The organism is Rhodococcus sp. PSi06 (assembly GCF_054960675.1).
This window is the reverse complement of sequence record NZ_JBHNYO010000017.1, coordinates 113,023-127,444: the sequence shown is the minus strand read 5'-3', so window position 1 is coordinate 127,444 and position 14,422 is coordinate 113,023. Positions and strand designations below refer to the sequence as shown.

Annotated in this window: 13 protein-coding genes; 9 read left to right on the top strand and 4 right to left on the bottom strand. The window is 64.9% G+C overall.

Annotation, left to right across the window (positions count from 1 at the left end):
* Positions 1 to 17 precede the first annotated feature (17 nt).
* Positions 18 to 656, bottom strand: a complete 639-nt coding sequence (pcaG, locus tag ACFI9K_RS21225) for a protocatechuate 3,4-dioxygenase subunit alpha (protein WP_462665325.1) — start codon at positions 654 to 656, stop codon at positions 18 to 20.
* Positions 649 to 1,365 carry a protocatechuate 3,4-dioxygenase subunit beta gene (gene pcaH, locus ACFI9K_RS21220; RefSeq protein WP_462665324.1) on the bottom strand — a complete coding sequence of 239 codons (717 nt, stop codon included), beginning with the start codon at positions 1,363 to 1,365 and terminating at the stop codon, positions 649 to 651. The genes pcaG and pcaH overlap by 8 nt, the downstream gene beginning before the upstream one ends.
* Before the next feature lie 107 nt (positions 1,366 to 1,472).
* Here pcaH and ACFI9K_RS21215 point away from each other — a divergent pair, with 107 nt between their 5' ends.
* Complete coding sequence (locus tag ACFI9K_RS21215; RefSeq protein ID WP_222094390.1) at positions 1,473 to 2,222, top strand: CoA transferase subunit A; 750 nt, start codon at positions 1,473 to 1,475, stop codon at positions 2,220 to 2,222.
* A complete protein-coding gene (locus tag ACFI9K_RS21210; RefSeq protein WP_462665323.1) occupies positions 2,219 to 2,866 on the top strand; it encodes a CoA transferase subunit B in 648 nt (215 codons plus the stop codon). The genes ACFI9K_RS21215 and ACFI9K_RS21210 overlap by 4 nt, the downstream gene beginning before the upstream one ends.
* On the opposite strand, the gene fdhD is transcribed toward ACFI9K_RS21210, so the two are convergent.
* Positions 2,843 to 3,688 carry a formate dehydrogenase accessory sulfurtransferase FdhD gene (fdhD, locus tag ACFI9K_RS21205; RefSeq protein WP_462665322.1) on the bottom strand — a complete coding sequence of 282 codons (846 nt, stop codon included), beginning with the start codon at positions 3,686 to 3,688 and terminating at the stop codon, positions 2,843 to 2,845. The two genes, ACFI9K_RS21210 and fdhD, sit on opposite strands and share 24 nt — an antisense overlap.
* A 60-nt stretch (positions 3,689 to 3,748) precedes the next feature.
* Entirely contained in the window at positions 3,749 to 5,893 is a 2,145-nt protein-coding gene (malQ, locus tag ACFI9K_RS21200; RefSeq protein ID WP_462665321.1) for a 4-alpha-glucanotransferase, read from the bottom strand.
* A 194-nt stretch (positions 5,894 to 6,087) separates the two neighbouring features.
* Here malQ and ACFI9K_RS21195 point away from each other — a divergent pair, with 194 nt between their 5' ends.
* The 7 genes from ACFI9K_RS21195 (at position 6,088) to ndk (ending at position 14,340) form a co-directional block, all read left to right on the top strand.
* Entirely contained in the window at positions 6,088 to 6,519 is a 432-nt protein-coding gene (locus ACFI9K_RS21195) for an ATP-binding protein (RefSeq protein WP_462665320.1), read from the top strand.
* Positions 6,519 to 7,301 carry a SigB/SigF/SigG family RNA polymerase sigma factor gene (locus ACFI9K_RS21190; RefSeq protein ID WP_222094383.1) on the top strand — a complete coding sequence of 261 codons (783 nt, stop codon included), beginning with the start codon at positions 6,519 to 6,521 and terminating at the stop codon, positions 7,299 to 7,301. The genes ACFI9K_RS21195 and ACFI9K_RS21190 overlap by 1 nt, the downstream gene beginning before the upstream one ends.
* A 61-nt stretch (positions 7,302 to 7,362) precedes the next feature.
* Positions 7,363 to 9,354 carry a S9 family peptidase gene (locus tag ACFI9K_RS21185; RefSeq protein WP_462665319.1) on the top strand — a complete coding sequence of 664 codons (1,992 nt, stop codon included), beginning with the start codon at positions 7,363 to 7,365 and terminating at the stop codon, positions 9,352 to 9,354.
* Between the two features lie 9 nt (positions 9,355 to 9,363).
* Entirely contained in the window at positions 9,364 to 12,033 is a 2,670-nt protein-coding gene (locus ACFI9K_RS21180) for a valine--tRNA ligase (protein ID WP_462665318.1), read from the top strand.
* A complete protein-coding gene (folC, locus tag ACFI9K_RS21175) occupies positions 12,034 to 13,470 on the top strand; it encodes a bifunctional tetrahydrofolate synthase/dihydrofolate synthase (protein ID WP_462665317.1) in 1,437 nt (478 codons plus the stop codon).
* Positions 13,467 to 13,856 (top strand): DUF4233 domain-containing protein, encoded by a 390-nt coding sequence (locus tag ACFI9K_RS21170; protein ID WP_462665316.1) that lies wholly within the window; start codon positions 13,467 to 13,469, stop codon positions 13,854 to 13,856. Before folC ends, ACFI9K_RS21170 begins: the two co-directional genes overlap by 4 nt.
* A gap of 70 nt (positions 13,857 to 13,926) precedes the next feature.
* The gene (gene ndk / locus ACFI9K_RS21165) at positions 13,927 to 14,340 is read left to right on the top strand and encodes a nucleoside-diphosphate kinase (protein ID WP_032394582.1); all 414 of its coding nucleotides are present in this window, start codon (positions 13,927 to 13,929) and stop codon (positions 14,338 to 14,340) included.
* The last annotated feature ends 82 nt before the right edge of the window (positions 14,341 to 14,422 follow it).

The following is a 14,422-nucleotide window of genomic DNA, read 5'->3' as shown; positions in this document are numbered from 1 at the left end:
CCTTCGTGAATCGATTGTCACAGCTCGAAAAACGGGGTCTCGTCGCCGTCCGGGTCGGTGTTCTGCAGGACCAGGTCGAGGTGATAGCCGCCGTCGACCGACGTCGCAACGAGTCTGGCACGCTTGTGCTCCGGCAACGCCGACAACACTGGATCGGCGGCGTTGGCTTCTGCCTCGTCGGGGAAGTACACCCGAGTGACGGCGCGCTCGAGCATGCCGCGCGCGAAGATGCCGACGTCGATGTGCGGAGCCTCGACGGCACCGTTCTCGGCGGGTAGCGGTCCCGGCTTGATCGTCGTGATGGATACCGTCCCGGTCTCGTCGGCGAACCCGCGACCGAATCCGCGAAAGCCTTCGATGCGAGGTGCAACCGCGCCCCGCGGGTCGTCGGGGTGATCGAACCGGCCGTCGGCATCGGCTTGCCAGGTTTCGATCATGGCGTCGGACATGGGGGTTCGAGAGCCGTCGATCACGGTGAACGTCACCGTGACGGCACCGTCGGTGCCCGGCGGCACGACATGTTCGCCGTCGGGCCACAGCAGTCCGATGTGGACGTACGGTCCCACCGTCTGAGACGGGGTCTGCCCGGCAGTGGCGGTGGTGAAGTCGGCTCCGACGACCACCGGGTAGCGGGGCGCGAACACTGGGTCAGTCATCGTGGTCGTCTTCCTCGAAGGGGGTGGCACCCCGGCCGCGCAACACTATGTCGAATCTGAATCCGAGGGCCCAGTTCTCCTGCGTTGCTTGATAATCGAACGCGGCGATCATGCGCGCGCGAGAGTCCTCGGGTGCGGCGTTGTAGATCGGATCCTGGAAGAACATCGGATCGTCCGGAAAGTACATCTGGGTCACCAACCGTTGGGTGAAGGCCCGGCCGAACAACGAGAAGTGGATATGGGCGGGACGCCATGCATTGTGGTGATTGCCCCAGGGGTACGCGCCCGGCTTGATCGTGGTGAATCGGTACCTACCGTGTGAGTCGGTGAGCACTCGGCCGACTCCGTCGAAATGCGGATCGAGTGGTGCAGGCCAGCGGTCACCGGAGTGCCGGTAGCGCCCGCCCGCGTTGGCCTGCCACACCTCGACGAGCGTGTTCGGGATCGCCTTGCCGTCGCTGTCCAGTACGCGGCCGTGCACGATGATGCGCTGACCCTGTGCTTCACCGCCGTTCGCCAGAGTCAGATCGGCATCGGCGGCGGTCACCCGGCCTTCTCCCAGAACCGGTCCGGTGATCTCGGTGAGTCGCTGGGGGAGCAGCGTCAGCGGCTGCGCTGGGTGTCGCAGAGCTGTGGTGCGGTACTCGCTGAAGTCTCGCGGGGCGTTGGTGCCCGCTTGATCCCGGTAGTCGGGCGGGAGATGAAGCATCAAGGTTCCTCACGATCGTGGTGATCTGCGCAATAGCAACCGTACCGGGGTGTTCGCATGGTGGCAAGGTGTTCACATAACGCACATTCTCGGGTAGCGTGGATCGCATGTTGGACAAAGTCGTGGCCAGCGCCACCGCAGCCGTATCGGACATCCCGGACGGATCCTCGCTTGCCGTAGGCGGATTCGGATTGGTCGGAGTGCCGGAAATCCTGATCGACGCAGTACTGGCGCAGGGTGCCACCGACCTCGAGACCATCAGTAACAACTGTGGAACCGACGGATTCGGTTTGGGAGTGTTGTTGGCGCAACACCGTATTCGTAGAACGATCAGTTCCTACGTCGGGTCGAACAAGGAGTTCGCGAGGCAGTACCTGTCCGGCGAACTCGAAGTCGAACTCACGCCCCAGGGCACTCTCGCCGAGCGACTGCGCGCCGGCGGTGCCGGAATTCCTGCGTTCTTCACTCCGGCCGGCGTCGGGACGCAGGTGGCCGACGGTGGACTGCCGCTGCGCTACGACGGCAGCGGCGGTATCGCGCTGGCCAGTCCGCCGAAGGAGACTCGCGAATTCGACGGTCTGACCTATGTGCTCGAGCGCGGCATCGTCGCCGATTACGCACTCGTGCACGCATGGAAGGGGGACCGTCACGGAAACCTGGTGTTCCACGCGAGCGCGCGGAACTTCAATCCACCTGCGGCGGAGTCGGGACGAATCACGATTGCGCAGGTCGAACACCTCGTCGAGCCCGGTGAGATCGGTCCGGACGAGGTGCACACCGCGGGCATCCACGTGCAACGCGTAGTCCATGTCGGACCGGTCCAGGTCGGCATCGAACAGAGGACGGTACGAGCATGAGCGTGAAACTGACCCGCGAACAGATGGCCGCTCGGGTGGCCCGCGAACTCGGCGACGGGCAGTACGTGAACTTGGGCATCGGCATGCCCACGCTCGTGCCCAACTACATCGCCACCGATATCTCGGTGATCCTGCATTCGGAGAACGGCGTGCTCGGCGTCGGCCCGTATCCCACCGAGGACGAGCTCGATCCCGAGGTCATCAACGCAGGCAAGGAAACCATCACGGTTCTTCCCGGTGCCTCCTACTTCGACTCCGCACAGTCGTTCGGAATGATCCGCGGCGGACAGGTCGACGTCGCAGTACTGGGCGCGATGCAGGTCAGTGCCACCGGAGATCTGGCGAATTGGATGATTCCCGGCCACATGGTCAAGGGCATGGGCGGTGCGATGGACCTGGTGCACGGAGCGCGGCGCGTGATCGTGATGATGGAGCACGTCTCTCGCACAGGTGATCCGAAGATCCTCGAACAGTGCACTCTGCCGTTGACCGGAAGAGGATGCGTCCACAGGATCATCTCCGACATGGCCGTGCTCGACGTCACCGAGAACGGCCTTCGGCTGGTCGAGACGGCACCGGGGGTCTCCGTCGACGAGGTCCGAGACGCCACCGCGGCCGAACTACTCGTCGACGCCGTCGCCTGAGATGTGGACCCGGTCGATGCAGGAGTAGAGGTTCATCGATCGTCCTCGGAGAAAGCCGATGACCGTCAGACCTGATTCGGTCGCAAGATCGACCGCAAGAGACGATGGTGCCGAGACCGCCGCGAGAATCGGTATTCCGGCCATCACTGCCTTCTGCGCCAGCTCGAACGAGGCTCGACCACTGACCATCAACACCGTGCCGCGCAACGGGATTCGATCGTTCGTCACGGCCCAACCGACAACCTTGTCGACGGCGTTGTGGCGTCCGACGTCCTCCCGCAGGACCAGCATCTCTCCATCGGCGGTGAACAGCGCGGCGGCGTGCAGACCGCCGGTCGCGTCGAACACCTTCTGCGCAGCGCGCAGCGTGTCCGGTAGCCCGGCGAGTGTCTCCGAGGTGATCACGACCGTGTCGTCCGCAGGGGAGTGTTTGGTGCGCAGGCGAATCGCGTCCAGCGACCCCTTGCCGCACACCCCGCACGACGACGTCGTGTAGAAGTTTCGTTCGACGCCTGTCTCCGGCGGCGCGACGCCCTCGGCCAACGTGAGGTCCAGGACGTTGTATGTGTTCGCGCCCTCGTCGTCGACCCCGTCGCAATAGCGAGCCGAGGCGATGTCGGCCCCCGAGGCGATCACGCCCTCGGTCAGCAGAAAGCCGTGGGCAAGCTCGACATCGTGCCCCGGGGTGCGCATGGTGACGGCCAAAGCCTTGCCATCGGTGCGTAATTCGAGTGGTTCTTCCACCACCAGGGTGTCGGGGCGCTCGACGCGGTGTTCGCCCCGCAGTTTGACCACCGGTCTGCGCGCAGTGATGCGGCCCATCAGTACCGGCTGTCTTCGAAGCGGATCGGGTAGTTCATCCTTCGATTGTGGACCTCGGTGTCATCGGTCCGTCGACTCGGTGGCCATAGCCGCCACCAACGACACCAACCGAGGATGGTCGACGAGGTCCTCCACCAACACTCGCTTGCCGTCCGCGTCGGCCAGAGGAACCTTCCAGTTCTCGTACTGGGTCTCGTCGGTACCCGGTTGATTCTGGATGCGGTGCTCCCCGACAGCGTCGACCAGAGCGACACCGATCAGCAGCGATGGACTGCGCTGGACCAGGCGGTGCAACGCTTCCACCGTCTCGCGCGCATCCGCGTCGGACGCGAGCACACCGCGCTCGCGTGCCAGGTCGAGAACCGCCTCGCGTTTGAGACCGTCCACCTTCTTCTCGGCCTCGATGTCGCGTTCGAGGAGGCCCAGACGTGACCGCAGATCGATGTGTTCGCCTTTCAGATACCCGGCGGTGGGTGGCAGATCGTGCGTCGTCACCGAGGTCAGGCACAGGCTGCGGTACTCCTCGGGTGGAATGGGCCCGGATTCGTCGGCCTCGAACCACAGAATCGACGTTCCGAAAATGCCTCGTTCGGTGAGGTACTCCTGCACCATCGGCTCGAAGACTCCGAGATCCTCCCCGACCACTACCGCGCCCGCGCGTTCGGCCTCGAGCGCCAGAATGCCGATCAGGGCCTCGTGGTCGTACTCGACATACGTTCCGCCACCGGCATTCTCGGCCTCCTGCGGAATCCACCACAGCCGGAACAGACCCAGGATGTGGTCGACGCGGATGCCGCCGGCATGACGAAGAATCGTGCGGAGCATGTCGCGATACGGGATGTACGCCATCTCCCGGAGGCGGTCGGGATCCCACGGTGGCTGATTCCAGTTCTGGCCCTGCTGGTTGAAATTGTCGGGCGGCGCGCCCACTGTCACGCCCGTCGCGAGCACGTCGCCCAGCGCCCAGGCATCTGCTCCACCGCGGGCCACGCCCACGGCGAGATCGTGCATGATGCCGATGTCCATTCCTGCATCGACGGCGGCCCGCTGGGCTTCGGCCAATTGCTCGTCGCAGATCCACTGCAGCCACATGTGGAAATCGATACGCTCGGCCAGCTTTGCGCGTTGCTCTCGAACGAAGTCGGTCCGTGGGTGCGCGGCCCGGTCGGTCCACACCGGATCCTGGGGACCGAACTTCTCCGCCAGCGCGCTCCACACCGCGAAGTCTCGTAGCCCGGTGCCTTCACGCTCGACGAACGCCCGAAAGGCAGATTCGCGGGCCGGGCTGCGCTCGACCTTGTGGACGCGTTCGAGAGCGCGGAGCTTGGCCTTGAAGGTCGAATCCCGGTTCAGCTTCTTGGTGCGGACGTTCGCCTTGTCGAACCGCGCCGCAGCATCCGATATTTTGCCCAACTGTTTGGGTGAGAGCAGCGCCGTCTCACGGATGTTCTGGACCCGAATGTAGAGGGAGTTGAAGAAACGACGCGTGGTCGGTAGGTACGGCGATGCCTCCACCGGGGTGGTGGGCCGGTCGGCGTGCAGCGGATTGACCAGAAGGTAGTCGAATCCGTGTCGGCGGCCGGCGATGTCGGCCATGTCCTCGAGGTCGCCGAGATCACCGATGCCCCAGGATCGTCTCGATCGCACCGAGTAGAGCTGGGTGAGCAGCCCGGTCCGCTGCCGATCCGCCAGTTCTGCGTTGGGTGAGAGCGACTTCGGCGTGACCACGACGACGGTATCGGAGGTTCGGACGGTGTTGTCCTCCCCGATCGTCGTTGCGGTGAGGCTGTGCCATCCCAGCGGGACATCGCCGGGCACCGTGAACGTGGCGCGCCCGATCAGCCGACCGTCGACCTCGCGCGGATCGACCCAGACATCGGACTGGGGTATCCCGATGGGGTCGCCTGCCTCGGACACCATCGATACTTCGACCGGATTGCCGTGTGGCACATGGACCCACACGAGCGCATCGGTGCCCTGGGTGGTCACCACCACCGGAGGAAGCAGTCGACGCCACGGCGCGTCGTCTATATCGGCAAGGGCTCGGTCGACGTCCTCGGACGATTCGGTGGCGTAGCCGCGCGCGGACAGCACTTGCTTCAAGGTGTCGTCACTCACCTCGTGTTCGGTGTCGTCCCATCCGCGATACGAGGTCGAGGTGCCGAGTCGTCGGGCGAGGGTGCGAAGTGCCTGCGAATAGTCCACAGCGTCGATCGTGCCAGTTCGCCGCCCGTGCGTCATCCGAGCCGCCGGGTAGTTCGTCGACTGTTCGTCCGGCGCGGCGTCGAGCGACCCCGATACTCGACCACGAGGATTGAAACGTGCCCGGCTGGGTAGTCTGGCTCGGCAATCGGTAATTTCAAGTGTATTCAAGTGTGCGGCGACGATGGGAAGTGCGGATGGCTGGGGTCAGCAAGATCGAACAACTGGAGCGAGGTTCCGGTGCACCGGTCGAGCTGAGGGTGCGCGCGGAGGCGGATCAGCTTCCGGTGGTGCGCGCTGTCGCGGAGACTCTCGTTGTTCTGAGCGATTTCACCCTCGACGACATCGCCGACGTCAAGCTGGTCGTTGACGAGGTGTGCTCGCAGCTGATCAAGGGCGCGGTGCCGGACTCGGAACTGTCGTGCCTGTTCTCGGTCGGTGACTCCGGGATTCGGATCGTCGTCACGTCCACGTTGGCTGCCACGTCCGTGCCGAAGAAGGACAGCTTCGGCTGGCACGTTCTGCAAACCCTGACCGATTCCATCGAACTGCGCGAAGACGGCGCAGACGACAGCGATGCGGTCCGCACGGTTGCCATCGACGTGGTCAAGCGGAGGAGCACGATCTAGTGCCGGTGCACGAACGAAGCACGCGGCGCGAGTCCGACGACTACAGCGACGTGGTCGCGCTTATTCAACAGATGCAGGCGCTCGACGAGAATTCACCGCAGCGTCGGGTCCTCCGCGACCGCATCATCACCCGTTGCCTCCCTCTCGCCGAGCACATCGCGCGCCGCTTCGGCGGTCGTGGCGAAGCCCACGAGGACCTACTGCAGGTCTCCCGTCTCGGCTTGGTGAACGCAGTCGACAGGTTCGACATCGAGCGTGGATCGGACTTCGTCTCGTTCGCGGTGCCCACGATCATGGGCGAAGCTCGCCGCTACTTCCGCGACGCAGGGTGGTCGGTTCGGGTGCCGCGACGCATGAAGGAACTGAACTCGATGATCTCCCAGGCGGTGGGATCGTTGTCACAGAAGTTGGGTCGCGCTCCCACAGCCAGCGAGATCGCCGCCGAACTCGGGATCGACGTCAAGGAAGCGTCTCAGGCACTGCTCGCGCGGAGCGCGTATCAGACCGTGTCCGTCGATTCGGTGGTCAGCGAGGATCGGCTCCCGTTGATGGACACCCTGGGGGCCGACGATCCCGAACTCGAGAAGATGGAAAGCTATCTCGCCGTGCGTCCTGCGCTGGAGAAGCTGCCCGAGAGGGAGCGGCGCATCGTGGTGCTTCGATTCTTCGGGTCGATGACTCAGACGCAGATCGCGGAGAAGGTGGGCATCTCTCAGATGCATGTGTCGCGAATCCTGGCCCGCACGCTCACTCAGCTCCGAGAGGATCTCGGCGAGGATTGACGGCGGGAGTGGAGCCTGCGGAATGACCAGATTGGATGGCCACTGTCGCTAGGCTCGGTGTATGAGCATCTACGACGACCTCGACGAGTACATCGGAGCCCGACGGGTGACGGATCTGGCCGTCGCCCCGGATTTCTCACGTGCGGTCATTGCTGTTGCTGCGCTCGATGATTCGCGGACCGAGTATCGAACGTCGTTGTGGGAGATCGACGTCGACGGCAGGTCACCCGCGCGGCGGATCACTCACGGGGAGCGGGGCGAGACTGCGCCGGTGTTCACCGGTGGCGGCGATCTGCTGTTCTTGCGCAAGACGAGCGAGGACGATCCGGCCCGGCTGTGGATTCTGCCCGCAGCGGGCGGCGAGGCGAGAGTGCTCGAGACTCGATCCGCAGGTCTGACCGGGATCCGGGCTGCCGGCTCGGGGGCCGGCTTCGTCGGAGTCTCATCGGTATTCGGCTCGTCGAGTACCGACGAGGACGACGACGCTCTGCGCACCGCGCGAAAGGCCAACAAGGTGAATGCGATTCTGCACACCGGTGTGCCGGTGCGGTATTGGGATCACGATCTGGGACCGGCGACGCCGCACCTGTTCGCGGGATCGACGGACGGTTCGACCGCACTGCACGACGTCACCACGGATGCCCGCACTGGATTGCAGGAAGCGTCGTTCGATATCAGCGCCGACGGCTCGTTCGTCGTGTCGACCTGGGTGGTTCCCGGTCCGCTGGGGACCGTGCGCACCGTGCTGGTGCGCGTCGAGCTCTCGACCGGGGAGCGCACCACCATTGTCGACGACGCCGATGCGGATCTGGGCAGCCCGGCGATTTCGCCCGACGGCGAGTCCGTGGTGTTTGTGCGCGGGTCGATTTCCACCCCCGAGAACGCACCTCGAATGACGCTGCAGCGGTACGACTTCGAGGAATCGTCGGTCTCCGACCTCGCGACCGGTTGGGATCGGTGGCCGATCGATCCGGTGTGGCTGCCGGACGGTTCGGGAGTGCTCGTGACCGCGGACGACGACGGCCGGTCGCCGATCTTCGTCGTCCGGGACGGCGCGCAACCGCATCGGCTCACGCAGACCGACCACGCGTTCACCCACGTGCACGTCTCCTCGGACGGCTCCCGGGTGTTGGCGCTTGCCGCGTCGTATTCGGCTGCGCCACATCCGGTGTCGATCGATACGTCCGACGGCACGGTCACTCCGCTCGACACCGGCGTCGACCACGGACCTCTACCCGGAATCCTCACCGAGGTCGATACCGTCGTCTCCGACGGTGCTCGGGTGCGCGGCTGGTTGGCCTTGCCGCACGGCACGTCCGACAGCTCACCCGCTCCGTTGCTGCTGTGGGTACACGGCGGCCCGCTGAGTTCATGGAACACGTGGTCCTGGCGCTGGAACCCGTGGCTGATGGTTGCCCGTGGATATGCGGTGTTGCTGCCGGATCCGGCCCTGTCCACCGGCTACGGACAGGACTTCGTGCAGCGAGGGTGGGGCGCGTGGGGCAAGGCCCCGTTCACCGACCTGATGGCGTTGACCGACGTTGCCGCCGCGCGGCCCGATATCGACGATTCCCGCACCGCTGCCATGGGCGGATCCTTCGGGGGATACATGGCCAACTGGATCGCCGGCCACACCGACCGCTTCGATGCCGTGGTCACCCACGCGAGTCTGTGGGCGCTCGATCAGTTCGGACCCACGACGGACGCACCGTGGTACTGGGCGCGCGAGATGTCGCCCGAGATGGCCGTGGAGAATTCGCCGCACCTGTTCGTGGCAGATATCGCGACTCCGATGCTGGTCATTCACGGTGACAAGGACTACCGCGTGCCGATCGGCGAGGGTCTACGGCTGTGGTACGAGTTGCTCAGCGAGTCGGGTCTGCCTGCCGACGACGAGGGCAACACCGACCATCGGTTTCTCTACTTCCCGGCCGAGAATCACTGGATCCTCAGCCCTCAGCACGCGAAGGTCTGGTACGAGGTGGTGCTGGCATTCCTGGCGCAGCACGTACTGGGTGAGAGCGCGTCGATGCCGCGAATCCTCGGCCACTAGAATCGCCCGGTGACCAGTTCCGTGCCAGAGACCCCCGACAATCCAGCAGACCGCTTGCCCAAGAACTGGGACCCGAGCGAGGTAGAGGCCGAGCTGTACCGATCCTGGGTGGACGCCGGGTACTTCGAGGCCGATGCCGCCAGCGGGAAGCCGCCGTACTCCATCGTGCTGCCCCCGCCCAACGTCACCGGCAGCCTGCACATGGGGCACGCGCTCGACCACACGCTGATGGATGCGTTGAGCCGTCGCAAGCGGATGCTCGGATACGAAGTGCTGTGGTTGCCGGGCATGGATCACGCGGGCATCGCCACCCAATCGGTCGTGGAGAAGCAACTCGCCGCGGACGGCAAGACCAAGGAAGAGTTCGGGCGCGAACTGTTCATCGACAAGGTCTGGGACTGGAAGCGGGAATCCGGCGGAACCATCGGCGGGCAGATGCGACGCATCGGCGACGGTGTCGACTGGAGCCGAGAGCGTTTCACGATGGACGACGGTCTGTCCGAGGCCGTGCAGACCATGTTCAAGCGAATGTTCGACGACGGCCTGATCTACCGCGCGGAGCGACTGGTCAACTGGTCTCCGGTTCTGCAGACCGCCATTTCCGACATCGAGGTGAAATTCGAGGACGTCGCGGGCGAACTCGTGTCGCTTCGGTACGGCTCCCTCGACGATTCCGAGCCGCACGTGATCGTCGCGACCACGCGTGTGGAGACGATGCTCGGCGATACCGCCGTCGCGGTGCACCCCGACGACGAGCGGTACAAGGCTCTGGTGGGAACGACGCTGGAGCATCCGTTCACCGGTCGGCAGATTCCGATCATCGCGGACGACTACGTCGACCCCGAATTCGGCACGGGTGCGGTGAAGATCACGCCTGCGCACGACCCCAACGACTTCGAGATGGGTGTGCGGCATTCGCTCCCGATGCCGTCGATCATGGACAAGGCCGGCCGAATCACCGACACCGGAACGCAATTCGACGGTATGGACCGCTTCGAGGCGCGCGTCAAGGTTCGTGAAGCTCTGGCCGAACAGGGTCGCGTGGTGGCCGAGAAGCGTCCCTACCTGCACAGCGTCGGACACTCCGAGCGCAGTGGCGAGCCCATCGAGCCGCGTCTGTCGCTGCAGTGGTGGGTCAAGGTCGACGGCCTGGCGCAGGCCGCCGGTGACGCCGTGCGCAACGGCGATACCATCATTCACCCCAAGAGTCAGGAACCACGCTGGTTCGCCTGGGTCGACAACATGCACGATTGGTGTATCTCGCGTCAGCTGTGGTGGGGCCACCGGATTCCGATCTGGTACGGCCCGGACGGCGAGACGGTCTGCCTCGGACCGGGGGAGACCCCACCGGAGGGTTGGGAGCAGGACCCCGACGTTCTCGACACCTGGTTCTCGTCCGGCTTGTGGCCGTTCTCGACGATGGGGTGGCCCGATGCCACCGCCGACCTCGAGAAGTTCTATCCCACCGCAGTTCTCGTGACCGGCTACGACATCCTGTTCTTCTGGGTCGCCCGAATGATGATGTTCGGCACGTACGTCGGAGCCGACGACGCGATCACCGCCGGTAAGCAGGGCCCGCAGGTGCCGTTCCGAGATGTGTTCCTGCACGGGTTGATTCGCGACCAGCACGGTAAGAAGATGTCCAAGTCGCGGGGCAACGGAATCGATCCGCTCGATTGGGTCGACAGGTTCGGCGCGGACGCCCTGCGCTTCACGCTTGCTCGTGGGGCCAACCCCGGTGCCGACATGTCGGTCGGCGAGGACCACGCCCAGTCCTCACGCAACTTCGCCAACAAGTTGTTCAACGCCACCAAATTCGCCTTGATGAACGGTGCGGCACCAGCCGACCTGCCGGCGCGTTCCGAGCTCACCGATGCCGATCGGTGGATCCTGGATCGACTGGAACAGGTTCGCGGCGAGGTCGATTCGGCCTTCGATCGGTACGAGTTCAGCAAGGCGTGCGAGGCGCTCTACCACTTCGCCTGGGACGAGGTGTGCGACTGGTACCTCGAGATCGCAAAGGTGCAGTTCGCCGACGAGTTCATCGCGCTCGCCACCCGCGGAGTGCTCGGCAACGTCCTCGACGCTCTGCTGCGATTGCTGCATCCGGTCATTCCCTTCGTCACCGAAACGCTGTGGAAGGTCCTGACGGGCGGCGAGTCCCTGGTGGTCGCCGCGTGGCCTTCCGCCACCTCCGTGCCCCTGGATGTCGTTGCTGCGCAACGGATCGACGACATGCAGAGGCTGATCACCGAAGTGCGACGATTCCGCAGCGATCAGGGACTCAAGCCCTCGCAGAAGGTCGCGGCCAGGATCGTCGGAGTGTCCGAAGCAGATCTGGACGGACAGATCTCGGCGGTGACCTCGCTGGCTCGGCTCACCGAACCCGGTGACGATTTCTCCGCCATCGCCTCGGTCGAGGTGCGCCTGAGCAAGGCGACCGTCGTCGTGGAGCTCGATACCTCCGGCACTGTCGACCTCGTCGCCGAGCGTGCCCGGCTGGTGAAGGATCTCGCGGCAGCCGAGAAGGAACTGGCGCAGACCACTGCCAAGCTCGGCAACGAGGCCTTCCTGGCGAAGGCTCCGGATGCGGTGGTGGACAAGATCAGAACGCGACAGTCGATCGCACAGGAAGAAATTGCTCGGATCGCCGCGCGCATCGAATCGATGGGGAACTAAGTGACCGAACCCGATGCAGATGGCGCACTGCCGACGCCGCCGCCGAGTCCGGTGGACCTCGCCGAACTGGCGTTGGTGGAAGCCGAGCTCGACAAGCGCTGGGGTGAAACGAAGATCGAGCCGTCGACGGCTCGAATATCTGCCCTGATGGACCTGTTGGGTTCGCCGCAGAAGGCGTACCCGTCGATTCACGTGGCCGGCACCAACGGCAAGACCTCGGTCACGCGCATGATCGATGCTCTGCTCACGGCGTTCCACCGTCGCACCGGCCGAACCACCAGCCCGCACTTGCAGATGGCGACCGAGCGGATCAGCATCGACGGTCGGCCGGTGTCGCCGCGTCTCTACGTCGACACCTACAACGAGATCGCACCCTTCGTCGAGATGATCGACGCGCAGTCCGAGGCAGCGGGCGGGCCCCGAATGAGCAAGTTCGAGGTGGTCACGGCCATGGCGTTCGCCGCGTTCGCCGAGGCTCCGGTAGAGGTAGCCGTCATCGAGGTCGGGCTCGGCGGTCGCTGGGACGCCACCAATGTCGTCGACGGTGACATCGCCGTCGTCACTCCGATCGGGCTCGATCACGTCGATTTCCTCGGCGACGATCTTGCGACGATCGCGGGGGAGAAGGCGGGGATCATCAAGAAGGCACCGGAATCGCTGGTGCCACGCGACACCGTCGCAATCCTGGCTCAGCAGAAGCCCGAGGTGATGGAAGTTCTGCTGCGGGCCGCGGTGAAAGCCGACGCTGCGGTGGCGCGAGCAGGATCGGAATTCACCGTGCTCGGCAGGCAGATCGCAGTGGGCGGTCAACAAGTGGAGTTGCAGGGGCTCGGCGGGGTCTACACCGATATTTTTCTTCCGTTGCACGGCGAACATCAGGCGCACAATGCGTCGCTCGCGTTGGCGGCGGTCGAAGCATTCTTCGGTGCCGGCCCGGATCGTCAACTCGATCAGGACACCGTTCGCGCTGCTTTCGCGACGATCGTCAATCCCGGGCGACTCGAGCGGGTCCGCAATGCCCCCACTGTCTTCCTCGATGCTGCACACAACCCCCACGGAGCCGCGGCCCTCGCTGCCGCCCTCCAGGACGAGTTCGACTTCCGCAAACTGGTCGGGGTCGTCAGCGTCATGGCCGACAAGGACGTCGGAGCCATCCTCGACGAACTCGAGCCGGTCTTCGACGAGATCGTCGTCACCCACAACGGGTCGGCACGAGCGATGGATGTGGACGCTCTGGCCGACATTGCGGTGGCCAAGTTCGGCGACGAACGCGTCGTGGTGGCGTCGACCTTGCCCGATGCCCTCGAGACGGCCATCGGTCTGGCCGAGGAAGTGGCCGAGCCCGGTGAAGCTGTGTCCGGTGCCGGAGTTGTCGTCACCGGATCCGTGGTGACCGTCGGCGCTGCTCGCACTCTGTTCGGAAAGGACCCCGCGTGAGCGAGCCAGAGTTCGGACCACCCACGAACGACCCGTGGAAGGGCTTCCGCGGTGTGGTGGCGGGAACCCTCGTCCTCGAAGCCATCGTGACACTGCTGGCATTGCCGGTGGTGGCAACCCTCGGGGGTGGTGCAACGTGGTTCTCGACCACGTACATCGTGGCGCTGGCCGTGGTGATGATTCTCGCTGCCGGCAAGCAGGGCGAGCCGTGGGCGATGAAGCTGAATCTGATTCTGCAAGTGTTCGTGCTGGCCGGGGCGGTGTTTCACCTCTCGATCGGTGCCGTCGGCCTGATCTTCATCGCGGTCTGGCTGTATCTGCTGTACCTGCGCCGGGACATCACCGAACGGATTCGACGCGGAATGTTGCCGGGACAGCGCGACTGACAGGGAAACCCGTCCGTCTATCGGAGATGCGCCGCGCGCGTACGGGCCGGGGTCCATTACTGTCGACGACGTGACCGACCGCACCCTTGTATTGATCAAGCCCGACGGAGTTGCCCGGCGTTACGTAGGAGAGATCCTCGGCCGCGTGGAGAAGAAGGGTCTGAGCATCGTCGCCCTCGAGCTCAAGACCGTCTCCCGCGAATTGGCCTCGGCTCACTATGCGGAGCACGAGAGCAAGCCGTTCTTCCCCGAACTTCTCGAGTTCATCACCTCCGGACCGGTCGTGGCCGCCGTTCTCGAAGGCCCCCGCGCCATCGCCGCGTTTCGGCAGATCGCAGGCGGCACCGATCCTGTGGCCAAGGCCGTACCCGGGACCATCCGAGGCGACCTCGCGCTCGACGGGCAGCAGAACCTGGTGCACGGGTCGGATTCCGTGGAATCGGCGGAACGCGAGATCGCGCTCTGGTTCCCCGGCCTGGCCTGACCGTTCATTTCTGCTGACAACAACGCATCCGCGCAGCCACGCCGCATCCGCTCGGTACCCGATCGGTGCGGCGTGGCGAGTA